Here is a 23,382-nt window from a genome sequence, read left to right on the forward strand (position 1 = left end):
TTTTACTACAAGTGGCTACATGTTCACGCGCAGTTCGACGCCGACCTGGCGCGGCGAGTTGACCATGGCGTACGGCGTGCCAAGCAGGCCGGTGGTCATGTTGCCGATGCTGGTCACATAGCGCTTGTCGAACAGGTTGTTGGCAAACAGCGCCACTGCCCATTGATGGCTGGCGGCTTCGTAGCCGGCGCGCAGGTCGGTGCGCTGGGTGGCGCCGCCGACGCGGAAGCGAGGCGTGGTCAGGCAGGCGCCCTGCAGTGCATCGGCATTGCAGCGCGTGGCGCTGGTATAGGCATGCTGCAGCGTGAAATTCAGGTCCCCGCCCGCCACGCCGCGCACCCAGTAATCGGCGCCGAGCGCGGTGGTCCACTTCGGCGTGCCGACCGGCTGGCCATCGAGCCGGATGCCGTCGCTGGTGGTGAAGGTCTTGTAGGTCTGGTCGATGTAGGCGCTGCTCATGTTCAGGCGCAGGTCGCGCACCGGCTGCCAGCGCATGTCGAAGTCCAGGCCATGCGCTTCCTGGTCGCTGCTGGTGACCTGGTAGGTCGGGATGGCGGATCCGTTGTTCACCAGGGCCAGCGATTGCAGGTTGCTGAACTTGTACTTGTAGAGCGAGGCGTTCACCAGCAGCTTGTACTGGCGGTAGTAGTTTTTCACGCCGACTTCCGCGTTCCACACTTTTTCCGGTTCGTAGGTGGCGTTCACCTGCAGTGCATTGAACCCGCCGGCCTGGTAGCCCTTGGCGATGGAGCCGTACACCATCATGTCGTCGTTGAGCTTGTAGTCGAGCACTGCGCGCGGGCTGGTGTCGTTCCACCTGTTCTTCCTGGACAGCGGCGCCGTGGTCGCGCCGGCGCTGGTGAACTCGATGTTCTGCGTCATCGCGCCCAGCGTCATCATCAGCTGCTCCGGCGTGAGGGCGCCCATGCCGACCAGGGCATCGAAGAAGCCGAGGTTTTGCAGGCGGGTGATGCTGTCGTCCAGGCCGGCCGCCGTGCGCGGCGGGCTATACCAGCTGAAGCGCTTGTCGTCGCGCGTGTAGCGCACGCCGGTGGTCAGGTTCAGCTTCGGCGCCAGGTGCCAGATCACGTCGCCGTAGATCGCGGTCGCCTTGTAGCGGCCCTCGACGTGCATGTTCTCCTGCCAGGGGTTGCCCAGCAAGCCGGCCGGAATGTCGACAGCGGCCGCGGCGCCTTCCAGCAGGCTGAAAACGGGGAAGCTGGCCACGTTGCCGAAAATGGTGTCCAGGGTGTTGGTGTTGGTGTTGACCTGGCTGGTCTGGTGGGCTTTCTCGTGATAGAAGCTGAGGCCCGTGACCCAGTCCGCCATGCCGGTATTGCCCGACAGGCGGAATTCCTGCTGCCAGCTGCGGTTGCGTTCCGAGTTTTCGGTATCGACGTAGTGGGTGATCAGGTTGGTGCCGTCGTTGTCCTGCCGGTTGCGCGAGTCGAAGCGGCGATAGCCGGTGGTGGAATTGAAGGTGGCCCAGCCCAGCGGCACTTCGATGCGCAGCGTGCTGCCGCGGAAGTCGCGCGTTTCGCCGTTGTTCATGGCGTCGTTGTAAACCGGGGCCGTGCGCGGGTCGAGGTAGGTGGAAGGGTCGGACGGCACTACCGGAACGCCGGCCACCAGGCCGATGGCAGGGCGCGCCATGTGGTCGAGCTTTTCGGCCTCCACCGACAGCAGCACTTTCGCGCGTGCCGGCGCGTCCCAGCGCAGGGTCGCGCGCAAGCCGTTGTCGGTGCCGTGCTGTAGCGAGTCGCCTGTGGCCGCATCCTTCAGCCAGCCGTCGGTGCCGTGATGCACGGCGGTGATGCGCAGCGCCGTGGTGTCGCCGAGCGGCGTATTGGCCAGCAGCTCGACGTTGCGAGTGTGGAAGCGGCCGTAGCGCAGGCGCGCTTCCAGTTCGGTGTCGCGGCCCGGTTCGCGCGTCACGACCGAGATGGCGCCAGCCGCGCTGTTGCGGCCGAACAGGGTGCCTTGCGGCCCTTTCAGCACTTCGATGCGCTGCACGTCGTTGAAATTCATGATCGCCCCGCCGGTCTTGCCGGCATAGACGCCATCGATGTACATGCCGACCGGAGCGTCGGTGCCGATGCCGAAGTCGCCGGTGCCGATGCCGCGCAGCGACAGCGAGGGCTGGGTCGCCTGCTCGGCGTTGACCGACAGGCCGGGGATGTAGCCGTTCATTTCGGCCAGGCTGGGAGCGGCCAGCTTGTCGATCTGGTCGGCGCCAATGATCTGCAGCGCAATCGGCACGTCCTGCGCCTGCTGCGTGCGGTTCTGCGCGGTGACGACCACCACATGGGTTTCTTCCTTCGGCGCCGGATCGGCGGCCATGGCGGCGCCGCTGCAGGCGAGCAGGGCGGTGGAAATGCTGGACGACAGGACTTTCTTGCGCAGCTTCATGTGGTCTCCCCCGTTATTGTTGGTTGCAGCTTTCCTTCATCGATGCGATCCATTCGCGTATCAGTTCAACGCCTTCGCGGTGCGAAGTGGTGCGTCCCAGTTCGGGCATCATCACGCCGGTTTCAGTCGATTTCAGGCGGAAGACGAAAATCGAGTCGTCCGGTTTGCCGGGATTGATGCCGAAGGAGTTGCCGCCGGTGCCGGCGCCTGCGGCCACGGGCGGTTTGCACAGGCCCAGGTGCTGGTTGGCCGGCGCGCCAATCTCCAGGTGCAGGGCGGTAGTATTGGCGGTGCCCTTGTTGTTGTGGCAGTGGGCGCAGTTGATGTCGAGGTAGGCGCGCGCCCGGGCATCGATCGAAGCGCCCTTGTCGCGCCAGTCGACGTTGTGCGGCACGTCGGCGGCGTCCGGGACGCCTTGCAGGTAGCCTGCCTGCACCATCTTTTCCAGCTGGCCGTTCAGGTTGATGTGGCGCGCTTTCAGGCCAAGCGGTTCGAACTTCCTGCTCTTCAAGTCCGTTACATGGCAGGAGGCGCACTGGTTCACGTTCGGCACCACATAGGTGAACTTCTGGCGGCCCTGGGCCGATACCAGCTCCATCGGCACCTGGTCGCCGGTGCGCTTCAGTTCGGCCTCGGTCTGCGCCTCGTTCCAAACGTAAGGCAAGGCGATCCAGCCGCCTTCGCGCCGCACCAGCAGGCGCGTTTCCATAAGCCGCACCTTGCCCAGGTCGAGCGTGGTGTCGGTGCCGCTGTCGTCGCTCGCCAGCACGGCCTGGCTGCCGCCGTCGCGCGGATAATAGAAGGTCTTGCTGATGATGGTCCCGACCGGGAAGTCGAAGGCGGTATCGGCCTTGTAGGCAGCCGAAACGCCTTTCGGCATCCACACCGTGCGCAGCTTGTGGGCGTAGTCGCTGAAAAGAGGCGTGTTCAGCGTGTAGGGCAGCACGTCCTTATTCAGCGCCAGGCGGCCGTCGCCGGCGGCCATCAGGCGCCACTCGCTGAGTTTTTCAGGGCGGCCCTCGGCGATGAATTTCACGGGTTCGGCGGGCGGGGCAGGGCTGCGTGCGCAGGACGCGAGAACGAGCGCGCACGCCGCCATGCCGACCGCCCTCCACGGGCGGAAAGCAGGGACGGCAAGCTTCATCAGGATTGCGAACTGAGTTGAGGGATGGTAACCGGCGGCAGCTTGGCAAGCTGGCAGCGGTGCGGGGCCGAATCGGCTTTCGGGTTCTTGTACTTGTTGGGGCCATCGGCATTCAGCACTTCGACGTTGTCCTGCACGCAGATGCGGGCCTCGGCCGGCATGACGCCGTTCCTGGCCAGCGCATTGTCGGCGTAGCCGTCCCACAGCACGTCGGGCAGGTGGCCGGACAGGCCGTACATCGCCACCTTCAGCGCCTTCAGGTCCAGGCCGTCGGGCGCGTCGCCGCCGCCCTTGAAGTGGTTGCCGTAGACGTAGATCGCCTTTGGATACGGGTCGTAGTCCTTGGAGACGCCTTTCTCGGTGAAGTAGCCGGTCGAGTGGTAGCTGGAGATGATGACGTTGGCGGTCTGGTTGTTGACGATGTCGTTGTCGAAGATCTCCACCTTCGAATTCGAGTTGATCACCACCCCCGAACCGGCCGGCACGCTGGCCACGGCCGTGCCCTTGGCGGCAAAGTTGCCCAGGTTATTCTCGATGACCTTGTTCCTGAACACGCGCGTGCTGTGCCCCGGCTGCTGCAGGTTGGGCATGTTGAACACCAGGATGCCGCCGGTATTGGCGGTGGCGACGTTGTCGTAGACGTCGGCGTTGATGGTGTTTTCGATTTCAATGCCCGCCACATTGGCTTCGGCGCGCGAGTTGCGCACTACCACATTCTGCGACTGGCCGACGTAGATGCCGGCGTCCGATGCGGCAATGGCCACGCAGTGGTCGATCAGCACATTCTTTGTCTTGACCGGGTAGATGCCGTAAGCGCCGTTGCTCACCTTGGAGCCGCCGGTCCATTGCACCTTCACGCTGCGGATGGTGATGTGGTCGCCGTCGTTGATCTTCAGCCCATCGCCCTTGGAGTCCTCGATGGTCAGCCCTTCGATGGTGAAGTCGTTGCCGTAGACAAGCAGCCCTTCCGGTCCTGTTACTTGCGGCTTGAAAGACAAGACAGTCTTGTCCATCCCCGCGCCGCGGATGGTCACGCCGTCCGCGCGCAGTTGCAGCCCGCTGGTGAACCGGTATTTGCCGGCGGGGATCTCGATCACCGAGCCGGGCTTGGCGTCGAGCAGTTGTTCCTGGAGTTGCTTCTGGAACGCGATGTCGGCAGCCGAAGCAGGCGCCGGCAAGGAGGGCGTGGTCTTGTAGCAGGCGGATAGCAGGCCGCACAGCGCGAGTGCGCCGATGGCTTTGTACATACATGTCTCCCATTATTGTTGTAGGGATGCAGCAGCGAAGCCAGTATATCTGTCCATTATTGAAATGATATGTGCAAGATCGGCCAATTCTGCTGTTAGTATCGGCCAGGATGAGAGCGCCAGTTTCAATCGCCATTGTTGTGGGGGACGACTGCTGGGGAGGCCTTGCCCTGCTGGCGCGGGAAGCGTTTGCCATCGCCGGCACGCTGCATGCGCGCAACGCGGACCTGCGCGCAGCGGAGCTGTTCCGGGCGCGCCTGGTGGCCATCGACCGGGCCCCGGTGCGCTCCTTCACCGGCCCGTCATTGCAGCCGGAGGCAACGCTGGCCGACATGCCGGCGCCGCAAGCCGTCATCGTGCCGCCTTATTATTTGCCGCTGTCCGCGCGCCAGCCGATCGCCTCGCCGCTGCGCGATTGGCTGCTGCAAGCCCACGCCGCCGGCGCAGTGCTGGTGGGCATGGCGGGCGGCATGCGCATCCTGGCCGAGACTGGCCTGCTCGACGGCCGCGAAGTGACGGGCAACCTGTCGGACCAGCGCGTCTTTGCCCAGCACTACCCTGAAGTGCGCTTCAGCCCCGACGTGCCGCTGGTGATCGACGGCAGCATCATCAGCGCCGGTTCGGTCAACCCCTGCCTGGATGCCTGCAGCTACCTGGTCGGCCACTTCCACGGCGACGCGGTGGCGCACAAGCTCTCGCGCTATACCAATCCTCCCAGCCAGCCGAGCGCGGGGCACATCGCCCTGCGCAATGCAGGGCTGAAACAGCATGGCGACCAGCGCATCCGCCAGGCGCAGGAATACATCGAGCGCTGCTTCAAGCAGGACTTGACGGTGGAAGGGGCTGCGCAGCGCACGGCCATGAGCGTGCGCAATTTCTCGCGCCGCTTCCAGCATGCGGTGGGCATGCCGCCGCACATCTATATCGCGCGCTGCCGCGGCGAATATGCCAAGGAGCTGCTGGCCCGGCCGGGCCTGTCGATGCTGCAGGTTGCGCTGCAATCGGGGTTTCGCAGCGAGGCGATGATGCGCCGCAGTTTCTGCCAGCTATTCGGCGTCACGCCGGCCGCCTTCCGCGCCGGCGCCGCTCAGTCGCCTGCCAGGTATTTATAGTAGATGGCCTGGAAGCGGCCGGTATCCTTCAGCTGCTTCAGGCCTGCGTTGAAATCGTCGCGGATGGCGGCGTCGCGGAAGACAGGCCGGTAGTCCATCGGGTTGAGCTTGACGAAGGGATGCTCGACCACCGGCTTGGGCTTGAACGACTTGTTAAGCTTGAGCTGCAGGGTAAAGTACTTGAAGATGTTGCGGTCGCTGAGAACGACGTCGTAGCGTCCGCGATCGAGTGTCAGCACTTGCAAGGCCTGGTCGTTCTGCTCATAGTAATGGCCCGCCTTGCGTACAGCGTCCAGCCAGTCCGGATAGCGTTTGGATGCGCCGGCGAAGGAAATCACGGTCAGCCCCCGCAAGTCCTCCGGCTTTGTGATCGACAAGTGGCGTTCTTTCAGCGTGATGAAGACATTGTCGTAGATGACGGCGGGGTTGCCATAGTAGGCGCCCCAGCTCGTCATGTCTTCGCCCAGGTCGGTCATCGCTGCTTCCACTTCGCCAGCCTTGAAGGCGACCGGGATGCGGGCAAACGAGTAGTAGCGCGGCCTCAGGACGTGGCCGCGGTACGCCAGCGCTTCGCGCATCACTTCCAGTTCGATGCCGGAGTCCGTTTCGGGAAAGCAGAAGGGCGGGATCTTTTCGCCGAAAGCCATGGTGACCTCGGCCGCCAGCGCGGGGACGGCAACCAAGGCCAGGGCGGCGGCGCGTACGAGATGGATGGTCCAGGACACGGCATGCCTCAGAATTGATGGCGCATGCCGCAGGCAAGCAGGCGCCGCGCGCCACCGGGCAAGGATGCCTGGTATTGCACGGCATCGTCATTGCGCAGGTCGGAAGCGATGAGATAGGTATTGGTGCGCTTCGACAGCGCGTAGTAATAGCCCACGGCCAGCTGGCGTGCATCGGCATTGGCGTGGAAGCGGTCTGCCTTGTAGACGTAAGTGGCGGCGACCGAGGCAACGCCAAACGGCACGCTCACGCCCAGCAGGTAGTCGCGCGTATCGAGCTCGCTCTCGTTGCGGTTGCGCGCAGCCAGCAGCCAGGCGCGCAAGCGGCCGAAATCCATATTGCCGCCTGCGAGCACGCTGCGCACCTGCTTGCGGCCCTGGGCATCGTTGGTCTGATGGAAGGCCAGCACGGTATTCAGGGGCCCGGCCGTATATCCCGCGTCCATGCTGAGCTGCCGGTTGGCCGCCTGGCTGACACCGGATTCGCCAAAACCATAGGCCAGGTCGGCGTAGAATCCGCCCAGTGTCGGCGGCAGCGAGTACTTGACCGTATTGTCCATGCGCACGCCGGAATCCTGGAACAGGCGTGTCGCTTCGCCGGGACCTTTGGCGTCGAACGGATCGTTGGTGGCGATGGCGCCAAAATAGGGAGTGAACATGCGGCCCAGCCTGACCGTGCCCAGCGGGCTGGACAAGCCGACCCACACCTGGCTGCCAAACACGCGGCCGGCGAAAGATGGCTGGCCCGAATCGGCTTCAATCTGGGATTCGATGACAAAACTGGCCGCCAGGCCGCCGCCCAGTGCTTCAGTGCCCTTGAAACCCAGGCGCGAGGCGGTTTGCAGGCCGCTGTCAACCTTCATGGTGGTAACGCCTGAATCGCTGTCGCGCACCACGCCAAGATCGGCCACGCCATATACGGTGATGCCCTGCTGGGCAAAGGCTGTGACGCAGGTTGCCAATGCAGGCCATGCCAGTGCAAGCCGGTTCACGACTGCCTCGCGGAAAAAGCAGATAGTTACTTTGTACGCCTGGGCGCGCAACAATGCAATGCTGAGGCCGGGCACTGTTTTGCATTCGCTACAGGATTTGTCTATGCTGGCCCCATGTTGACCAAGACCCTACTGTGTGCAGCGCTCTGGCTGGGCGGCCCGCTGGCGGCGGCCCATGCTTGCGAAGCGGCGCGCGGCGGCAAGTTCAGCATCGGGGTCGAGAAACTGCAATACCTGCCGCTGCACACCGTGGACGCGAACAATCGCTACGGCGGCTATGCGCGCGAGGTGCTTGACGCCTTCGCCGCCCAGCATGGCTATACCTTCGAGTACGTTCCCTTGCCGATCAACCGGCTGTACAGCCGCTTCCTGTCCGAACGCACGCTCGACTTCAAGTATCCCGATCATCCGCAGTGGCGCGAGGACTTGCGAGCCGGCATACAGCTGAGTTACAGCAAGGTGGTGGTGTCAACCGAGGAGGGCGCCATGGTACTGCCGCAGCAGCGCGGCAAGCGCCTGGCGGACCTGCGGACACTGGGCACGGTGCTGGGGTTCACCCCATGGCCTTACAAGGCTGCCATCGACAGCCACGCATTGAAAGTGTCGACCGTCGGCAGCACCGACAGCCTGCTGCGGCTGGTCCTTGGCGGCCATCTCGACGCCGCGTACGTGAATGTCGATGTCGCCAACCATATGCTGGCCGGCGACCTGAAGGCGCCGGCCGGCCTGGTGTTCGACCCAGGCCTGCCGCATGCCCGCTCCGACTTTCGCTTGTCGACTTTACGCTGCAAGGAAGTGGTTGAGCAATTCAACCGCTTCCTGCAGCGGGAGCAGGGCATGTTGCAGCAGCTGCGTGCCAGCCACGGCATCGGCGAGGCCGGCAGCAACGGACGCTAGCGGCGCGCGATCAGCAGGCCGACAATCACGCCGATGGCGGCGCCAGTGGCAACCGACTTCCACGGATTGTCATGCACATAATGGTCGGTGGCCTGGGCTGCCATCTTGCCACGGGCAATCATGCTGTCTTCCAGCTTCAGCAGGTCGCGCTTGGCGGTACGCAGCGTGTCTTCGAACTTGGCCTTGACCATGCCAAGGTCTTCGGAATTGGCCGTAGCAGCATTGCGCAGCCAGGTTTCGGCATCCTGCACGGCCTGTTTCAAGTCGCCCATCAATTTTTCGCGGGCTTCCATGCTTTCGTTGTGGCTATGGCTCTTGCCGTTGGCAACGCCGCCGCCGTTGGGTTTTGCGGTAGTGGATTGTGGTGTCTGGTCCATGATCGCCTCGTCTCAGTGAACAGCACTCGAAGTAAATTCCAGTATAGGTCAGCGCAGCGCGTAGTCGAGCGCAATGCCTGCGAAGACTGCGGCGCCGAGGTAGTTATTGTGGCGGAAGGCGGCAAAGCAGGGCGCACGCTCGCGCCCGCGGATCAGGAAGTAGTGGTAAATCGCGCAGCCGGCTGCCACTGCAATACCCAGCAGGAAGGGCAGGCCCAGGCCGAACTGCCGGCCGACCACCAGCAGGATCGCCAGGTGCACGCCGTAGCAGAGCATGATGGCGGCCACGTCGAAGCGGCCAAAGGTGATGGCGGAGGTCTTGATGCCGATCTTCAGGTCGTCGTCGCGGTCGACCATGGCGTATTCGGTGTCGTAGGCAACGGCCCAGAACACATTCCCCGCCAGCAGCAACCAGGCCACCGGCGGCACCGTGCTTTGCACGGCGGCGAAGGCCATCGGCATGCCGAAGCCGAAGGCGATGCCGAGGTAGGCTTGCGGAATGGCGAAGAAGCGCTTGAAGTAAGGGTAGGTGCCGGCAATGATCAGCGCCGCCACGCTCAGTTGCTTGACCAGCGCGTTGAGCGGCTGGATCAGGAGGAAGGCCAGCAGGGACAGGCTGGCGGCGATCAGCAGCGCCTCCTTGCCGCTGACGCGGCCGCTGGTGATCGGGCGTTCGGCGGTGCGCTTGACGTGCTTGTCGAAGTCCTGGTCGGCGTAGTCGTTGACGGCGCAACCCGCGGAACGCATCAGGAAAGTGCCCAGCGAGAAGATCAGCAGCAGCTTCCAGTCCGGCACGCCGCCGGAAGCCAGCCACAGCGCAGCCAGGGTTGGCCACAGCAGCAGCACGGTACCGATCGGCTTGTCCAGCCGGACCAGGCGGAAATAGAGTTCGAGTTTGCTCAGGGGAGGAGTAGTCGCATGCATCCCGGCATTTTACTCTTCGTGGCCGTTCAGCATGCTGACGCCGGGCAGCTGGCAGTCGGCCACTGCGGCGACGATGGCATCGATGGCAGCCTTGCGGGTGAAACTCTTGCGCCAGACAATCACCACACGCCGGTTCGGCTCCGGCTTGTCGAAATAGCGGAAAGACAACATGCCGTCACGGCCTTCCATGTCCGGCACCGAGGCGCGCGGCAGCACGGTCAGGCCGATGCCGCTGGCCACCATGTGGCGGATAGTTTCCAGCGACGAGCCTTCGAAGGTGCGCTGCATGCCGTTGCCTGGCGAGGAAAAACGCGCCATTTCGGGGCACACTTCCAGCACCTGGTCGCGGAAGCAGTGGCCGTTGCCCAGCAAAAGCATGGTTTCGGTCTTGAGGTGTTCGGCGGGAATGCTGCTGCGTGCGGCCCAGGGATGGTTTTTTGGCATCGCCACCACAAACGGCTCGTCGTACAGCGGCTGGACCGCCATGCCGTGTTCCGGCAACGGCAGCGCCATGATGGCTGCGTCCAGCTCGCCCTGGCGCAGCATTTCCAGCAGCTTGACGGTGAAGTTCTCCTGCAGGACCAGCGGCATCTGCGGCGTGGTTTCAATCATCCGCTTGACCAAAGGCGGAAGCAGGTAGGGGCCGATGGTGTAAATGACGCCCAGCCGCAACGGCCCGGCCAGCGGGTCCTTGTTCTGTTTTGCCAGTTCCTTGATGGCCGCCGTCTGCTCCAGCACCCGTTCGGCCTGGGCCACGATCTGGGCGCCCAGCGGGGTGACCGAGATTTCCGCCCCGCCGCGCTCGAACAGGACGACGCCGAGTTCGTCTTCCAGTTTCTTAATTGCGACAGAAAGAGTAGGTTGGGCGACGAAACATGCCTCGGCGGCATGGCCGAAGTGTTTCGCTCTGGCAACTGCTACGATATATTTGAGCTCGGTCAGTGTCATGAACCCATTTGAACACAGTTGAATGCCTTGTTGCAATGCCATGAATGGGGGAGGGCTCTGGCTATAATGACCAGCAAAACCATAGAACGAGGCGAATATGTCTTCCACACTTGGCCATGAAGAGGCCCAGTCGTATATCTTTAAACTGCTGACGGCCATGCACCAGGTCGGCGGCTCCGACCTGTTTATTTCGGCGGATTTCCCGCCCAGCATCAAGTCGCAGGGCTCGATGCGCGCCCTGAGCCAGCAGCGCCTGACCCCGGACGTGACCCGGGCCCTGGCTTACGCCATCATGAACGAGAAGCAGCGCCGCGAGTTCGAAACCGAGCTTGAGTGCAATTTCGCGATTTCGCTGCCCAATGTCTGCCGCTTCCGCGTGAATGTCTTTGTGCAGCAGCAGGCGGTGGGCATGGTATGCCGCACCATTGCTTCCGAAATCCCGAATTTCGAGAAGCTCGACCTGCCGGAAGTGCTGAAAGAAGTCGTGATGACCAAGCGCGGCCTGGTGCTGGTGGTGGGCGGTACCGGCTCCGGCAAATCGACTTCGCTGGCGGCCATGATCGATTACCGCAACCAGAATTCGGCCGGCCATATCATCACCGTGGAAGACCCGGTCGAGTATGTACACAAGAACAAGAACTGCCTGATCACCCACCGCGAAGTGGGCGTGGATACCCTGTCCTGGCATCATGCGCTGAAAAACACCCTGCGCCAGGCGCCGGACGTGATCCTGATCGGCGAGATCCGCGACACCGAAACCATGGAACACGCGATTGCCTTCGCCGAGACGGGCCACCTGTGCCTGGGCACGCTGCACGCGAACAATGCGAACCAGACCATGGACCGCATCATCAACTTCTTCCCGGAAGAGCGCCGCAACCAGCTGCTGATGGACCTGTCGTCCAACCTGCGCGCCATCGTCTCGCAGCGCCTGATCCGTACCGAAGACGGCAAGGGCCGCAAGGCTGCCATCGAGATCCTGCTGAACACGCCGACCATCTCCGAGATGATCTTCAAAGGCAACTTCCACTCGATCAAGGAGATCATGGCCAAGTCGCGCGAACTGGGCATGTGCACCTTCGACCAAGCCTTGTTCGAACTCTATAATAAGGGCTACATTGCCTATGAAGAGGCGCTGCGCAATGCCGACTCGACCAACGGCCTGCGCTTGCAGATCAAGCTGAATAGCAGCCGTCCACCACCAGACGCCGCTGCGCCAGCCGCGGCGGCGCCGAAGTCGTCGGGCGGCCTGAGCATGCAGCTGGATGAAGAAGAGGAAGAAGAAGGCGAATGATCGAGTTTGAAAAGAAGATGTGCTCGCGCGAGGAACTGGCCGCGCGGGTGGCTGCGCTGCCGAAACCGGTGGTGATGACCAATGGCGTGTTCGATATCCTGCACCGTGGCCACGTCACCTACCTGGCGCAGGCGCGTTCGCTGGGCGCCTCGCTGGTGGTGGCGGCCAATACCGACGCTTCCGTCAAGCGCCTGGGCAAGGGCGATGACAGGCCCTTGAACAATTGCGAGGACCGGATGGCGCTGCTGGCGGCGCTGGAATCGGTGAGCCTGGTCGTGCCATTCGACGAAGATACCGCGCTGGAAGCGGTGCTGCAGGCCAGGCCCGAGATCTACGCCAAGGGCGGCGATTACGATATGACCGCGATCCCGGAAGGGCAGGCGGTGCTGGCATACGGCGGCAAGGCGGTGGCCATCGATTTCGAGCACGACCGCTCGACCACCAAGCTGCTGGCCAAGGTGCGCATGTTTGGACAATAGGAGGCCGTCATGGCTTTTGGTGTGCTGCTGACCGACGAAGGCGTGGCCGAACTGGGCGCTACGCTGAAGGATTACCTGACTGACGGACCGTCCGGCAAGTTCTTGCCCTGCAAGGAGGCCAGTCCCGACCGCAGTTTCTTCCACCTCATCTCCGAGACGCGCAATGCCGAAGGGGCGATGGTGGAGGTCGAGCTGTACATCCCCAACCGCTACATCAAGCTGGTGATGTCGGGGCTGGAGCGCAAGCACATCGGCTTCCTCTGATAGTTGTAGTCGTTCAGACTTGACATGACGTGAATGTCCAGTGTGTTGGAGTTCGTTTGAGCCGATCGGCTGCCAACCCCGGACGCTCAGGCGCCCGCCGATTAACGCAAGCTTGTTGACCCTATGAAGATAAATTGACTATGGCTAGCAAAATGAGTGCAGAACAACGATTCAAAGACCTGGATCTCGAGCTTCCTCACGTCAGCGCGCCAGCGGGTAATTACGCAACTGCAGTTCAGTCTGGAAATTTCTTGTTCATTTCTGGCAAAGCTCCACTACCGGTCAACGGTCGCCCCGCGAAAGGACGACTCGGGCAAGAGTATTCAACCGCTGAAGGATATGCCCTTGCTCGCTCTGCGTGCATGGACCTTATAGCCGCCATAAGGGAAAAGCTAGGTTCCCTAGACCGAGTCGTCCAGGTGGTTGAACTTCATGGCTCCATCAATGCTGTTCCTGAGTTCGAGGATCACGCAAAGGTCTTGGACGGTGCCTCAGACCTTCTCGCAGAAATTTTTGGTCCAGCCGGGGTCCATGCTCGTTCAGTCATAGGTGTGAGCTCACTTCGCAATGGGGTCCCCCTAACAGTTAAGGCAACCGTAGAAGTTAAGTCTGAATAGATGACGTCTCGTCAGCGAGCGATGAGGCGGCCGAGATCGGCCAGAACCGGACTACCGCAGCAAATTGAATGAATAAATGGAATATGGAATTTTCTGAAGATGTTGAGCACTGGCTTGCGTCCGCGCTCGCTGTAGAAGTCCCTCAAACAGTAGTGGCGTACTCATTTAACCTCTTCGAACTAGCATCTGCAGAGTCAAAATACGGAATTGAACTAATCGGCGCCGAAGAGTTCGATGAAGATGACTGGGACTGGGCATGTGATGAGGCGTGGGTGGCCAGTCCTCGTTCTATTTCAATTCCTCGAGAATTCGCCGACGGGAGCTGGGAAGAGTGCCTACGCGATACGAAGCAGTTGCTGGTCAAGCTGCTACGCAAGTCGTCGGGTGCTGCAGCAAAACTAAAGGAAGGAAAGGCCGTCGCTGTCGGGTTCATCGATGGCGACTTAGACCTAATTTGGCAGGGCTAAGCTGAAATCGGCCAACAGCTGCCGTTGCGCCCTCGGCTTCCCTCCCCAGTTGGTTGCAAATATGTCAAAATCGGTGCGTACTAGGTCGCTGCGACTTTTGTCGATTTTGTTAACCCTGTATGGAAATGCAGTAAATATTAAAGAAGCCCCGCCGTTGAAGGGCTTCTTTGGTCAAAAACAAGGGATGTTATATCGTAGACGCCCATGTTAACTCGGTATTTTGCGATCTATAACACGTTGGGCCTAAATGCGAACTTTTGGAAAACGCGAATGTCCCCGGTGTGGAACCGAAATGACGACATTTTGTCCGTCGGTTGAAACATTCTCTTCTATCGGAAATGATCTTGTGGGTAACCGGGACGCGCTCGAGAAGAAGATCGCTACTCTTGAAGATGTTGCTGTTGAAGTCGTTCGTGAGTACATGGATCATCGAATGTTTCCGAAATGCGAAGATGTTTTGGTATCTGCCCTCACTGTGGTGGGAAGCTCGCAACTCGGGCCGCTCAGCAATGTTTGAACTGTCATACCTCATGGCACTCCAGGTAATGCGCAACTGGCCCAACAATTCCGTCAACCGGACCTACGCATCGCTTCGCGCTGCTGCGGCCGGTTACGTCCAACGTTGATGCCGCAGGCAGAATCCGGCCAACAGCAGACGGCCAGGAAGTATGATTAAGAGAAATTCCTTCTACAGAGGTAACGTTTAATGTCTGTACGTGAGTTGGGTACTACCATCTGCTCCAGCCTAATCAAAACATTGAAACCTTATGGCTTTACCAGGAAAGGGGCAAGATTCAGCCGCGACAACGCCCAATACTGTGAACACTTCGCGGTAAGTGGTAGTCGCTGGAATTCGGGCGAAGCGCCATGGGAATTCTCCGTTGATGTAGGCGTGTTTTTTCATGAGATTCCTGCCAGAGAGGGCGCAAAAGGCCTTTGGCGATATTCGCACGCGGTTGGCTCGACCAATAGCATTCTGGCGGGAAGTCCGACTGCATTCTTTGTAACGCCTGATAACGTAGAATCCGTAGCTAGTGACGTGGCGAAAATCATTCTCGCAACAAGTGAGCAATTGCCAGGCATTGTAGGCCCAGCATGTCAGCGCGCACACGATGGTTGGGCTAGCTTCCTTCCTGTTCCTGCTTCGTGGAGTGTTGGCGAGGCGTGCCCGTCAAATGCTGACTAATGTAGTTGGTTTCGGCCAAGAGCGGCCCGTCGCAAAGTACATTTTGATGAAATACAAATCCATAAGGTCGATGGCGCATAATTGGTCGCACTCTTTTATGAGCGGCATGAATTACGTAGACGGCAGGTTCGTCTTCGAAGATGTTTATGAATTGGCGAGAACTAAGCGCGGGACGAAGGTCGTTATCAATTGGATTCCCGCGACAAGCGAAGAGTTATTCGGGCTTTCCCCGAGAGTAAGAAAATGCGTTTTAGCTTACCGGCAAGGATTGGAAGCGCATCTGCAGCGTCATCGCATTGATGTATCTACGCTACTCGCGTTTCGCACTGAGGTTTATGTGGAGGAAAATTTTCGGATGCGTGTCCGCTCCTATGTGCTCGATGATAGGAACAAAGAGCACATCGCATTCGTCTATAGCTAGTGCACCAGAAGGCCGCCGTCGGCCAGCAGCGGACGATGAAGTTTGACGATAGATTTGTATGCGACCAGAGATCAGAAGACTAGTCGAGTTGGGTCGGCTTCCAAGCGAAGACGATGCTGACATCGAAAAGCTTCGTATATACGAAGTTGAGTATCGTGGAATTGCGCGCCCAATCACTGACGAAGAAGCGACAGCGCTTGTCGGGCTGTTTGGTGACGACGGATGTTTTGGGCTCGCCTCATCATTGATGCATCTGATAGAAACAGCACCGGGCTGGCCGATAAAGAACTGCCTTACCAACACTGACAATCCATGGATTCTCGAACTTAAGAATCGTGCGATCCGAGGCGGTGTTTTATCAGATGGGCCGTGAGCTGCATGCAGCCATCAGCCGACGTTGGCCTCATTCGTCGTTCCTATGTGCTAACTGAAAGTACGATTAGTAGATGAACTTCAAGCTAGATAAAATTCCCCTTCGTCTACGCCGTATGCTACCGCTTGCGGGAAAATTTGGAATTGCGGATGATTGGGCTCGCGAGGAGCTCGTCAAGAAATCATCTCGTGAAGAGCTGCGTGAATTAAAAGGGGATGTTGATGAAAATGAAGACGCGCTTGATGCATGGCTTGCTGGGCCTGAGTCGTCCGGGCCCGATTACTCGGACGAGTACATAGCATTTAGTGCAATGCGAATGGCGGCAGATTTGTTAAGCAGGGACGGACAGTAGCCGGCCATTTGCAGACATCGATCTTTGAACCCCAACTGGAATTTATCAGTGATATCTACGGCATCCGAATTTGTTCGATTGCGTCAGAGTGAATCTCGTGCAGATTACATGCGCGCTGCCAATGAAGAAGCGAGCATCCAAGTATGGAACGAAGTCATTGAGCGCTATCCGGAAATGCGTCAGTGGGTCGCACATAACAAGACGGTGCCGCTCCCAATATTGGAGGTATTGTCGATGAGCTCCGATAAGGATGTTCGCTACGCAGTCGCGATGAAGCGCAAGTTGAGCCCTCTAATTTTTGATCGGCTAGCACGCGATCCAGACGAATCAGTGCGAGCCGCTATTGCGGCCAACCGGAAAGCTCCGATCGATTTGCTTTCGCTACTTGCACACGATCAGTCGCCGATGGTTTCATCGATTGCGCGATCGCGAATTAGCCCTTAACGGCCATAAGCCTCCCCATAGCAAAGGCATCTAACATCAATTCAACAGGCAAGCATGGCAATTTGGCAGTTTAAAGTTGAAATCATTCCCGATGCAGTAGCGGGGCAGCGTGAATTGATTCCTGACGATGAGTGGGAAGAGGCGCTATGGTGGCTGAATTCGCCCCCACCTGATGAGTTGCTTGAGGAGCTTGCGTGTCTTCTACCGTCGCACAAGTCTTGGTCAGATGATTTGAGCCAATGGGGAGATCAACAATCGGACCTTGTCGAGGTATGGCGTGAAGGTGAGAAAGTCGAATCGATTTCGGCGAGAATTGACACGCGTGCGTTGAATACTGGGTTCGTCAAGGCCTTGCTAGAAATCGCCAACAAATGGAATTGTCGTCTCGCGTATGCTCGTTACAGAAAAGTTCTGCCGAGGGACTATATCAATCTAGTAAATGCGCTGCTCGCGAGCCCAAATTTTAAAGTGATGAGGGACCCAGAATTGTGGCTCCCGAGAATGGCCGCCGAAGTAGAAAGCAACTCTGTGCGGGCGACGAGTAGCGCCCCTGGGGACCTTTAACGGTCAACAGCGGCCTTCCACATAAGAATTCAACGAAACCTGAATAAATGAAACAGCTCACAGTGGTATTGGTAGATCCCCCAGACGAGGAGTCCGCGTCCGTCACTCTGCGCAGTTCGAAAGGCGAACTCGTAGCGTTTTGCCATCCATGTAGTTTGAAGGCCGGCGACGTTATTAAAAATCGCCTGTGTGTCTTGGATGCTGATGTCCTTGCCGCCTTTCTTTCAGACTGGCCAGATGAAGAAAAGGACGCACTTTCGACTGAGTGGATCGAACGCATCGGACACTACGCGTATAAAGGACGGGGCCGCGTTGTCAATCAAGACGAAGGGCTGGTCGAAGTACAAGGTTTTTTAATTGAAATGGGCGCGCTAAGTGATGGATATGTCGACTTCGCAATTTCTCGCCTTGATATCAGCTATGATTGCTTAGATTAGCGAGCTCTCTGCTTTATGCGACGGCGATCGGCGGAATTCGCAGCCACAGGCTGCCCGTCCTTCGCAAGCGCATTTCCATTAACTATTCAGTTGGCATGGCATTCTACATCTCCATAAACAAGACATCCGAAACTGCGAAAGCTTGCACTTACGAGTTCTCCGACACCGAGACGGGTAAGGGGCTGCTGCGTATTGAAAAAGAAACTGGGAATGTTACCGAAGTAATGGCTGCTCCAGGGGACACATCGGGACGGAGGTTTGAGAGGGCTGCCGCAAAGATAATGCGCCATTGGAAGCTCGGCGAGTTCCCGGACGAAACTTGTTGGGCATCATAAAAATGCGTCGGCCGTCCCTAACGGCCATAACCAGACGTACACATGAGACCAGAAATTAATAGTCCTGGTGACCAGGATAAAATCTAAAGCTGCACCCACTGACTGAGAGAGTGTATTACTTGCACGAGTCCGGAGAGCCGTACGCCGAGGTACTAAATGAGATTTCTCGGGTTCTTGGGCGCATAGTAGGCCAAATCGACGTTCTCGGTGCTTTCGGTAGCATCAGCTCCAGTGAATTTGCGAAAAGGCTGGCGATAGACTGGCGCCGGATCCCGAGCGACTTTTCAAAGTCCGAACTCCTTGAGTTATTGGACGCCATTTGCGAAGTTCGAGGAGACCAGGTGACCATTGATTATTGGCTTCGCTGTTTGGAGCTTGGCACTGGCGATAGCAGGGTCTCGGACCTAATTTTCTGGCCTGACGCCTACTTTGGCGTTGAGTATGATGGTCGAGAACTCACTTCAGTTGAGATGCTTGAAATCGCGCTGAGTCACCAGAAAAAAGAAAATGGTTAGTGATCGCTCGGGGCCTATGCCGGCCATGAGCCGCCGCAGAAAATAATTTGGATGAGTCGATGACTTTTAGCGCCTTACCTTTGCACGATGCTACGTTGTTGGCGATTTGCATCTGTTGGGACGCAACCCGGTGCGACATGCGCTTGCGTCCAGTTGGCATGCGGCCGCATCTCTTGGTGTTCGAGGGATTCAAGAACATTGAACTTCCACGACGCGAAGAATGGGGCCCGTCATCATCGGTCAACTCGGTATCCGAGCGTGACGGGCTGTTTGAAATCGAGATGCAATCTGGCGATACGATTCGTGTGGAGGCCTGCCATTGGGCATTTCGCAAAGAAGCCGGGGAAGATAACTGACCGCCAATAACCGACGGTGGCGTAAGCACCTCCGCTTTCGCAATAAAGTAATCGTTTGGAAGACAGATGCAGTTTTATTTGTACATGACTGGAAAAGAAGGCGTGGCTGTCCCTGGTAGATGCAGGGGTGAAGGGCGCTTCGTTCGTCAGATGGGGCCGCCCGGACGTTACGGTGTCATAGATCTGGTTTTGGAGCCAACTAAGGAGAGCTTTGGACACTGCGTACTAAGCTGGGAAGTCAGTGAGTCTCAAATTCCTTTGGTTTTTCTAGATGGAGTTATCTCGGCGATTAAACACGTGATGACCGAGGATGGGTTTGCTGGCGACTACCTCTATGGTACGGTTATTCGAGTGGTGGACGGGGATTATAATCAGACGGACTCCAAGCTCAGCTGCTACGCTAAGGCGACAGTCCTCGCGTTACATGCGGCGCTAACGGAGGCAGGTCTCTACGAGCCGGCCCAGGCCGCGTAGACAGGGGATTCGCCGGTATGATTTCGGCTGCTGACTACAATCGACCATTGAATGTAGACGTACCGGGTGATTCGCTGAGACCGAAACCGGCCAGGAACGGCCATTCGGGCGTTATGATTGTCCCACTGCGCGAGCACTGAGAATGCGCCAATTCCTTGTTGACAAGGGATTTCTTGGTCTCGAAACATCAGATGTTATGTCACAGACGTCCATCTTAGGTCGCAGTTTTTGCGAATAAAAACACGTTAGGTGCTGTTTTGACTGTGCTACGCTTACTTATTCTTTCAGTATTTCTCGGCATGTGGAACGTCTGCTTTGCCGCAGAATACGGGATCCAACAACAAAAAGCCCTCTCTGCAATTCCAGCCGAATTTCGGTATTTTGGTTTTATCTGGGCTAGCACCGAGGGCGACTTGAATGGCGACGGAATCCCTGACATGGCCATGGTACTTACCGGGCGTAAGACGGAGAGTGACTCAATGGAAGAAAGATTATTTGTTCTTGCCGGAAAACCGGACGGGACTTACGAGGTACTTTCGATTTCAGCTGAGTTTTGCCATCCCAGCAAGTTCTATAACCTCGACATTGCAAGAAATTCCTTGTTTGCTCAAATGGTGGAGTTCGCAGACGCTACTCGCATATCGAGCCGCACGCTACAGTTTCGCTTCAATGCAAAACTTAGTGATCTGGAGCTAATAGGTGAAGAAGAAAATGCCGAGAGCTACGAAGATGGAGCCATGGAGCGAACCAGCACTAACTACCTTACCGGGAAGGTAATCCACGCAACGAAAAACGGAAGCAAAATAAAAACAAGAATAGAGCGGATTGATAAATCTGCGTCCCCTGCTCGGCTCAACGGATACCTGTGTAGAAGTTGACCTAGTCTACGAACGCAGATTGACGCTACCGGCCAGTTGCGGACGGCAGCTACACCTTAATGGACCCCGAATGAGAATCGTGAAGAAAGCGCTCCTTTCAGTAATCTTGGTTTCCATGATGATTTGGATCGCTTTTTCCGTTCCTGGTTACCTTGATCACAGGGCTGCGATGGCAAAATGGGCGCCGGAAAAAGCAGGGATCGAGGCCGCGAAAGACATATCAGCAGGTTCAATCAAGATTTACTTTCACGGGTCTTTTGCCGCCTACGCGGTGGGAGTAGATGAACAATTTATGCCTCTCATCAAAGAGCTTCCAAGGGAAGATGCTGGCGTCGGTTGCGTGATAGACGATCTGGATGTCTTTGAAGCACAGCGCGAGTACGCGACGCGCTATAACAAGATCATTGTTGAGCACCTGCAATCGCGCTTGGAAAAGAATGGATAATTATCAGTGGCAACCGGCCAATAGGAGTCACTTGCCAACATATCTGGAAACGACGGCGACTAGTCAATCTATAGGTGAAATTAGGAATGAATGCCTGGCAAACAATAGTTGCGGCAATCGTCGGTAACGGCGTTGTACTCGCAATACTCGGATGGTTAGCAAAAGCATTGATAGAGAAATTCATTCAACGCGATTTGAAAGCCTTCGAAGCTAATTTGCAACGGGACTTGAAAACCTTCGAGGCTGATTTGCAAGCAAAGGCGGGCTTCGCCATTGAACAACTGAAAAGCGCTCTCCAGATTCGTACGGTCGAGCATCAGGTTCGGTTTTCTCGCCTTCACGAAAAAAGGGCGACCGTAATTGCGGATCTGAATGCGCTGATTGTCGAAGCACTGTGGGAGGCTGAGAGCTTTCTATCGCCGATGCAGTGGTCGGGGGAACCCGATAAGAGCGAAAAACACCAGATTGCAATGGGAAAGCTAGTCGAGTTATATCGGTACTTTGACAAACACAGAATTTATCTTCCCGACCCGCTTTGTAGTGTTGTCGACAAGTTGGTAACTGACGTCAGAGAACATGTTATTCGATTTGGCACCTACCTAACTTGGGACGAAACCTCCCTCCAGGACCACACTAAAAAAGAAAAGCAAGAGGTGTGGATGGCCGGCTGGAATGCCATTAAGAACCAAGTTTCTCTCGTTCGGAAACAGCTCGAAAATGAATTTTGTACGCTGTTGGCCCCAACAGCCTAAGGCTTGCTGCAATAGTCCAGCGTGCAATATAAGTCAAACTTTACGTACGCGCTTTCAGGATGCCACTACGTCTGCAATGGGGCGGAAGCTGCCAGCCGCCTGGCGCGTTTAGTCATCAAGTTTGAGCTGCGACAGATTAGTGCTGCAGGATAGTGATCTTGCCGTCTGCCTCAAGGAAGGCATATTTCATTTTTTCGCGCGGGCAGTCGGCCTCGCGCAGCGACTGCTCCAGGTCGCTTTCTGCCACGTGGTTGCGGCGTAGCGCTTCCTTGAAGATTTTGCCGTCACGTCCCAGGAGCACGGCGGTGCCCTCCACCAGGTCGGCAGCCTTCCTGTTGCGGGCGGTGATGAAGGCGATTACCACGTTCAGCGCCACCAGGGTGACGACCACGATCAAGCCGCCGGCAACTGAATCGTCGCCGCCCGTCAGCCCGGGCGATACCGATTCACTGAGCAGCATCACCACCAGCAGGTCGAATGGCGTGAACTGGCCGATGGTGCGCTTGCCGCTCAGGCGCATCATCACCAACAACGCGCCGTAAATCGCAACGCCGCGCATGACGTATTCCCACCAGGGCAATTCGAGATCGAACATTGCGGCCTCCTTCCTGGCCGGTTATACGACGAATCGCCTGAGCCCGGCCACACGCTTCGATCGGGCAACGGCCAGTTGACGGGCTCAAGTCAATATCCCAGAATGTTCGATCTTGATTTACGGAAACATGTTTGATGAAGAATGCGATTGCCGTATTGAGCCTGTGCAGCAGCCTGTTGCCAGTGTTGGCGCGGGCGGACGAAGTGGAATACATCACCGGCAAGCTGGTGGCAGAGGCACAGCTGAAGTGCCTCGACGAGGCGCTCACCATTTCGAACAATCATTTTCGCAGCATCCTGCCCGACCTGATGCTGGACGGCGCGCGCGACCTGGCGAAAATGGGGCCGGAATGGGGGCCGGGCAATGAAAACTATCGCCAGGCTCGCGACCTGCTGGAAATGGCTTTCCAGGATGATGAGATGAGCAATGGGCCGTTGCTTGACGCCGGTTTGCCCCCTTTGCTGCATACCATGGTGAGTGGCTGGGCGCCGGCCCAGCGCACGGAATTCCAGTCCTTTTTGAAGCAGAAGGGCGGCCGCCTTTACTGGGATACGATGATGGACGGCGCGATGTGCGAGGCCTTGATCGAGTTGAGTTCGAAGCCTCCGCATCCACTGCCGCCAGGCGCGGATAAGAATCGCCTGTATGCGCTTGCAACAGGGATTGGCATCCGCAAGATGACAATGGAGCTGGAGTTCAACCTGCTGCCAAAGGACCAAGCCGCCCAGGTGGAGAAGGTGGGGGCGGAGTTGAGCAAATCCGTGCAGCAGGCATTCGGCACTGTGTCCGAGGCCTACGCTGCGCGCGCGCAACAAGTTTTCCGTGCCGTGGAGCCGGATCTAAAGAAAATCCTGGCGGCCTACAAGCCGTAGAGTTGCCGATTACTCAGGCGCCGCCGGCATAGCCGTGCTGGCGCCAGGCTTCGAACACCACCACCGCAACGGTGTTGGAGAGGTTGAGGCTGCGGTTACCGGGCATCATCGGCAGGCGAATGCGCTGTTCGGTCGGGAAGGATTCGCGGAACTCGGGTACCAGGCCGCGGGTTTCGCTGCCGAACACGAACACATCTCCGGGCTGGAAGGCCAGTTCGGCGAACGGGCGCGAGCCGTGGGTGGTCATGGCGAACATGCGGCTCGTATTCGGCTGGATATCCGCCAGGAAGGCGGCCCAGTCCTTGTGCACTTTCATCTGCGCGTACTCGTGGTAATCGAGGCCGGCGCGGCGCATCTTGGCGTCGTCCAGCGGGAAGCCGAGAGGCTCGATCAGGTGCAACTGAGCGCCAGTGTTGGCGCACAGGCGGATCACGTTGCCCGTGTTGGGCGGGATTTCCGGGTTGACCAGCACTACATGAAACAAATCGTT

The 23,382-nt window shown here is 58.3% G+C and carries 29 protein-coding genes; 19 read left to right on the forward strand and 10 right to left on the reverse strand.

Translation table 11 applies throughout. From position 1 onward, the window contains the following. Positions 1-15 precede the first annotated feature (15 nt). The 3 genes from ACN9MY_RS07410 to ACN9MY_RS07420 are packed head-to-tail and all read right to left on the reverse strand — an operon-like array spanning position 16 to position 4,800. Positions 16-2,409 (reverse strand): TonB-dependent receptor, encoded by a 2,394-nt coding sequence (locus ACN9MY_RS07410; RefSeq protein WP_426337061.1) that lies wholly within the window; start codon positions 2,407-2,409, stop codon positions 16-18. A gap of 13 nt (positions 2,410-2,422) precedes the next feature. Continuing rightward, a complete protein-coding gene (locus ACN9MY_RS07415; RefSeq protein ID WP_426321449.1) occupies positions 2,423-3,553 on the reverse strand; it encodes an SO2930 family diheme c-type cytochrome in 1,131 nt (376 codons plus the stop codon). Continuing rightward, positions 3,553-4,800 carry a parallel beta-helix domain-containing protein gene (locus tag ACN9MY_RS07420; protein ID WP_426321451.1) on the reverse strand — a complete coding sequence of 416 codons (1,248 nt, stop codon included), beginning with the start codon at positions 4,798-4,800 and terminating at the stop codon, positions 3,553-3,555. Before ACN9MY_RS07420 ends, ACN9MY_RS07415 begins: the two co-directional genes overlap by 1 nt. Positions 4,801-4,910: 110 nt before the next feature. On the opposite strand from ACN9MY_RS07420, the gene ACN9MY_RS07425 reads away from it, so the two are divergent. After that, positions 4,911-5,912, forward strand: coding sequence for a GlxA family transcriptional regulator (locus tag ACN9MY_RS07425; protein WP_426321453.1), 1,002 nt, complete (start codon positions 4,911-4,913; stop codon positions 5,910-5,912). On the opposite strand, the gene ACN9MY_RS07430 is transcribed toward ACN9MY_RS07425, so the two are convergent. Beyond that, positions 5,888-6,637 carry a substrate-binding periplasmic protein gene (locus ACN9MY_RS07430; protein WP_426321455.1) on the reverse strand — a complete coding sequence of 250 codons (750 nt, stop codon included), beginning with the start codon at positions 6,635-6,637 and terminating at the stop codon, positions 5,888-5,890. The two genes, ACN9MY_RS07425 and ACN9MY_RS07430, sit on opposite strands and share 25 nt — an antisense overlap. Positions 6,638-6,645: 8 nt before the next feature. Next, positions 6,646-7,626, reverse strand: coding sequence for a porin (locus tag ACN9MY_RS07435; protein ID WP_426321457.1), 981 nt, complete (start codon positions 7,624-7,626; stop codon positions 6,646-6,648). A 114-nt stretch (positions 7,627-7,740) separates the two neighbouring features. Here ACN9MY_RS07435 and ACN9MY_RS07440 point away from each other — a divergent pair, with 114 nt between their 5' ends. Beyond that, a complete protein-coding gene (locus tag ACN9MY_RS07440; RefSeq protein WP_426321459.1) occupies positions 7,741-8,523 on the forward strand; it encodes a substrate-binding periplasmic protein in 783 nt (260 codons plus the stop codon). Here the strand turns inward: ACN9MY_RS07440 and ACN9MY_RS07445 are convergent. Genes ACN9MY_RS07445 through ACN9MY_RS07455 form a run of 3 tightly spaced genes read right to left on the reverse strand, consistent with a single transcriptional unit; the run spans position 8,520 to position 10,772 of the window. Then, positions 8,520-8,900, reverse strand: a complete 381-nt coding sequence (locus tag ACN9MY_RS07445) for a DUF883 family protein (protein ID WP_426169160.1) — start codon at positions 8,898-8,900, stop codon at positions 8,520-8,522. The two genes, ACN9MY_RS07440 and ACN9MY_RS07445, sit on opposite strands and share 4 nt — an antisense overlap. A gap of 48 nt (positions 8,901-8,948) precedes the next feature. Beyond that, a complete protein-coding gene (gene ubiA, locus ACN9MY_RS07450) occupies positions 8,949-9,803 on the reverse strand; it encodes a 4-hydroxybenzoate octaprenyltransferase (RefSeq protein ID WP_426323699.1) in 855 nt (284 codons plus the stop codon). Positions 9,804-9,833: 30 nt separating this feature from the next. Continuing rightward, positions 9,834-10,772, reverse strand: coding sequence for a hydrogen peroxide-inducible genes activator (locus tag ACN9MY_RS07455; protein ID WP_426321461.1), 939 nt, complete (start codon positions 10,770-10,772; stop codon positions 9,834-9,836). Positions 10,773-10,869: 97 nt separating this feature from the next. Between ACN9MY_RS07455 and ACN9MY_RS07460 the strand changes: the two genes are divergently transcribed. The 16 genes from ACN9MY_RS07460 (at position 10,870) to ACN9MY_RS07535 (ending at position 21,425) form a co-directional block, all read left to right on the forward strand. Next, positions 10,870-12,066: a PilT/PilU family type 4a pilus ATPase gene (locus ACN9MY_RS07460; RefSeq protein ID WP_426169165.1), complete on the forward strand. Its 1,197-nt coding sequence runs from the start codon at positions 10,870-10,872 to the stop codon at positions 12,064-12,066. Then, positions 12,063-12,545: an adenylyltransferase/cytidyltransferase family protein gene (locus ACN9MY_RS07465; RefSeq protein ID WP_426169168.1), complete on the forward strand. Its 483-nt coding sequence runs from the start codon at positions 12,063-12,065 to the stop codon at positions 12,543-12,545. The genes ACN9MY_RS07460 and ACN9MY_RS07465 overlap by 4 nt, the downstream gene beginning before the upstream one ends. A gap of 9 nt (positions 12,546-12,554) precedes the next feature. Then, positions 12,555-12,809 carry a hypothetical protein gene (locus tag ACN9MY_RS07470; RefSeq protein ID WP_426169170.1) on the forward strand — a complete coding sequence of 85 codons (255 nt, stop codon included), beginning with the start codon at positions 12,555-12,557 and terminating at the stop codon, positions 12,807-12,809. 152 nt (positions 12,810-12,961) lie between these two features. Continuing rightward, a complete protein-coding gene (locus tag ACN9MY_RS07475) occupies positions 12,962-13,426 on the forward strand; it encodes a RidA family protein (RefSeq protein WP_426169173.1) in 465 nt (154 codons plus the stop codon). Positions 13,427-13,494: 68 nt separating this feature from the next. Beyond that, entirely contained in the window at positions 13,495-13,893 is a 399-nt protein-coding gene (locus ACN9MY_RS07480; protein ID WP_426337062.1) for a hypothetical protein, read from the forward strand. A gap of 292 nt (positions 13,894-14,185) precedes the next feature. Beyond that, positions 14,186-14,410 carry a hypothetical protein gene (locus ACN9MY_RS07485; RefSeq protein ID WP_426337063.1) on the forward strand — a complete coding sequence of 75 codons (225 nt, stop codon included), beginning with the start codon at positions 14,186-14,188 and terminating at the stop codon, positions 14,408-14,410. A gap of 189 nt (positions 14,411-14,599) precedes the next feature. Further along, a complete protein-coding gene (locus ACN9MY_RS07490; protein ID WP_426337064.1) occupies positions 14,600-15,079 on the forward strand; it encodes a hypothetical protein in 480 nt (159 codons plus the stop codon). Positions 15,080-15,946: 867 nt separating this feature from the next. Further along, positions 15,947-16,225, forward strand: a complete 279-nt coding sequence (locus tag ACN9MY_RS07495; protein ID WP_426337065.1) for a hypothetical protein — start codon at positions 15,947-15,949, stop codon at positions 16,223-16,225. Positions 16,226-16,333: 108 nt separating this feature from the next. Beyond that, positions 16,334-16,669: a hypothetical protein gene (locus tag ACN9MY_RS07500; RefSeq protein ID WP_426337066.1), complete on the forward strand. Its 336-nt coding sequence runs from the start codon at positions 16,334-16,336 to the stop codon at positions 16,667-16,669. Between the two features lie 54 nt (positions 16,670-16,723). Continuing rightward, the gene (locus ACN9MY_RS07505) at positions 16,724-17,233 is read left to right on the forward strand and encodes a hypothetical protein (protein WP_426337067.1); all 510 of its coding nucleotides are present in this window, start codon (positions 16,724-16,726) and stop codon (positions 17,231-17,233) included. Between the two features lie 47 nt (positions 17,234-17,280). After that, positions 17,281-17,670 (forward strand): hypothetical protein, encoded by a 390-nt coding sequence (locus ACN9MY_RS07510; RefSeq protein WP_426337068.1) that lies wholly within the window; start codon positions 17,281-17,283, stop codon positions 17,668-17,670. A gap of 909 nt (positions 17,671-18,579) precedes the next feature. Next, positions 18,580-18,876 (forward strand): hypothetical protein, encoded by a 297-nt coding sequence (locus ACN9MY_RS07515; RefSeq protein ID WP_426337069.1) that lies wholly within the window; start codon positions 18,580-18,582, stop codon positions 18,874-18,876. A 66-nt stretch (positions 18,877-18,942) separates the two neighbouring features. Next, a complete protein-coding gene (locus ACN9MY_RS07520) occupies positions 18,943-19,350 on the forward strand; it encodes a hypothetical protein (protein ID WP_426337070.1) in 408 nt (135 codons plus the stop codon). Between the two features lie 257 nt (positions 19,351-19,607). Further along, entirely contained in the window at positions 19,608-20,228 is a 621-nt protein-coding gene (locus ACN9MY_RS07525; protein WP_426337071.1) for a hypothetical protein, read from the forward strand. Positions 20,229-20,307: 79 nt separating this feature from the next. After that, complete coding sequence (locus ACN9MY_RS07530) at positions 20,308-20,673, forward strand: hypothetical protein (RefSeq protein ID WP_426337072.1); 366 nt, start codon at positions 20,308-20,310, stop codon at positions 20,671-20,673. A gap of 86 nt (positions 20,674-20,759) precedes the next feature. Beyond that, entirely contained in the window at positions 20,760-21,425 is a 666-nt protein-coding gene (locus ACN9MY_RS07535; protein ID WP_426337073.1) for a hypothetical protein, read from the forward strand. A 136-nt stretch (positions 21,426-21,561) separates the two neighbouring features. Here ACN9MY_RS07535 and ACN9MY_RS07540 read toward each other — a convergent pair whose 3' ends face one another. Beyond that, positions 21,562-22,020, reverse strand: coding sequence for a DUF421 domain-containing protein (locus ACN9MY_RS07540; protein WP_426169186.1), 459 nt, complete (start codon positions 22,018-22,020; stop codon positions 21,562-21,564). Between the two features lie 134 nt (positions 22,021-22,154). On the opposite strand from ACN9MY_RS07540, the gene ACN9MY_RS07545 reads away from it, so the two are divergent. Further along, positions 22,155-22,892: a hypothetical protein gene (locus ACN9MY_RS07545; protein ID WP_426337074.1), complete on the forward strand. Its 738-nt coding sequence runs from the start codon at positions 22,155-22,157 to the stop codon at positions 22,890-22,892. A gap of 13 nt (positions 22,893-22,905) precedes the next feature. Here the strand turns inward: ACN9MY_RS07545 and trmL are convergent, their stop codons facing one another. Next, complete coding sequence (trmL, locus tag ACN9MY_RS07550; RefSeq protein ID WP_426321467.1) at positions 22,906-23,376, reverse strand: tRNA (uridine(34)/cytosine(34)/5-carboxymethylaminomethyluridine(34)-2'-O)-methyltransferase TrmL; 471 nt, start codon at positions 23,374-23,376, stop codon at positions 22,906-22,908. Positions 23,377-23,382: the final 6 nt, after the last annotated feature.

Origin of the sequence: Pseudoduganella sp. R-31, from assembly GCF_049913235.1 — a bacterium.
In the GTDB taxonomy this organism is placed as follows: domain Bacteria; phylum Pseudomonadota; class Gammaproteobacteria; order Burkholderiales; family Burkholderiaceae_D; genus Rugamonas.

Bases quoted from the DNA above. Each gene is read 5' to 3' on its own strand.
- ACN9MY_RS07460 (WP_426169165.1), top strand. From the start codon at position 10,870: ATGTCTTCCACACTTGGCCATGAAGAGGCCCAGTCGTATATCTTTAAA.
- ACN9MY_RS07500 (WP_426337066.1), top strand. From the start codon at position 16,334: ATGCGCGCTGCCAATGAAGAAGCGAGCATCCAAGTATGGAACGAAGTC.
- ACN9MY_RS07490 (WP_426337064.1), top strand. From the start codon at position 14,600: ATGTCTGTACGTGAGTTGGGTACTACCATCTGCTCCAGCCTAATCAAA.
- ACN9MY_RS07425 (WP_426321453.1), top strand. From the start codon at position 4,911: ATGAGAGCGCCAGTTTCAATCGCCATTGTTGTGGGGGACGACTGCTGG.
- ACN9MY_RS07515 (WP_426337069.1), top strand. From the start codon at position 18,580: ATGACTTTTAGCGCCTTACCTTTGCACGATGCTACGTTGTTGGCGATT.
- ACN9MY_RS07410 (WP_426337061.1), bottom strand. From the start codon at position 2,409: ATGAAGCTGCGCAAGAAAGTCCTGTCGTCCAGCATTTCCACCGCCCTG.
- ACN9MY_RS07480 (WP_426337062.1), top strand. From the start codon at position 13,495: ATGAATAAATGGAATATGGAATTTTCTGAAGATGTTGAGCACTGGCTT.
- ACN9MY_RS07540 (WP_426169186.1), bottom strand. From the start codon at position 22,020: ATGTTCGATCTCGAATTGCCCTGGTGGGAATACGTCATGCGCGGCGTT.
- ACN9MY_RS07545 (WP_426337074.1), top strand. From the start codon at position 22,155: ATGAAGAATGCGATTGCCGTATTGAGCCTGTGCAGCAGCCTGTTGCCA.
- ACN9MY_RS07465 (WP_426169168.1), top strand. From the start codon at position 12,063: ATGATCGAGTTTGAAAAGAAGATGTGCTCGCGCGAGGAACTGGCCGCG.
- ACN9MY_RS07485 (WP_426337063.1), top strand. From the start codon at position 14,186: ATGACGACATTTTGTCCGTCGGTTGAAACATTCTCTTCTATCGGAAAT.
- ACN9MY_RS07470 (WP_426169170.1), top strand. From the start codon at position 12,555: ATGGCTTTTGGTGTGCTGCTGACCGACGAAGGCGTGGCCGAACTGGGC.
- ACN9MY_RS07495 (WP_426337065.1), top strand. From the start codon at position 15,947: ATGAACTTCAAGCTAGATAAAATTCCCCTTCGTCTACGCCGTATGCTA.
- ACN9MY_RS07535 (WP_426337073.1), top strand. From the start codon at position 20,760: ATGAATGCCTGGCAAACAATAGTTGCGGCAATCGTCGGTAACGGCGTT.
- ACN9MY_RS07505 (WP_426337067.1), top strand. From the start codon at position 16,724: ATGGCAATTTGGCAGTTTAAAGTTGAAATCATTCCCGATGCAGTAGCG.
- ACN9MY_RS07510 (WP_426337068.1), top strand. From the start codon at position 17,281: ATGAAACAGCTCACAGTGGTATTGGTAGATCCCCCAGACGAGGAGTCC.
- ACN9MY_RS07520 (WP_426337070.1), top strand. From the start codon at position 18,943: ATGCAGTTTTATTTGTACATGACTGGAAAAGAAGGCGTGGCTGTCCCT.
- ACN9MY_RS07445 (WP_426169160.1), bottom strand. From the start codon at position 8,900: ATGGACCAGACACCACAATCCACTACCGCAAAACCCAACGGCGGCGGC.
- ACN9MY_RS07455 (WP_426321461.1), bottom strand. From the start codon at position 10,772: ATGACACTGACCGAGCTCAAATATATCGTAGCAGTTGCCAGAGCGAAA.
- ACN9MY_RS07415 (WP_426321449.1), bottom strand. From the start codon at position 3,553: ATGAAGCTTGCCGTCCCTGCTTTCCGCCCGTGGAGGGCGGTCGGCATG.
- ACN9MY_RS07440 (WP_426321459.1), top strand. From the start codon at position 7,741: ATGTTGACCAAGACCCTACTGTGTGCAGCGCTCTGGCTGGGCGGCCCG.
- ACN9MY_RS07475 (WP_426169173.1), top strand. From the start codon at position 12,962: ATGAGTGCAGAACAACGATTCAAAGACCTGGATCTCGAGCTTCCTCAC.
- ACN9MY_RS07420 (WP_426321451.1), bottom strand. From the start codon at position 4,800: ATGTACAAAGCCATCGGCGCACTCGCGCTGTGCGGCCTGCTATCCGCC.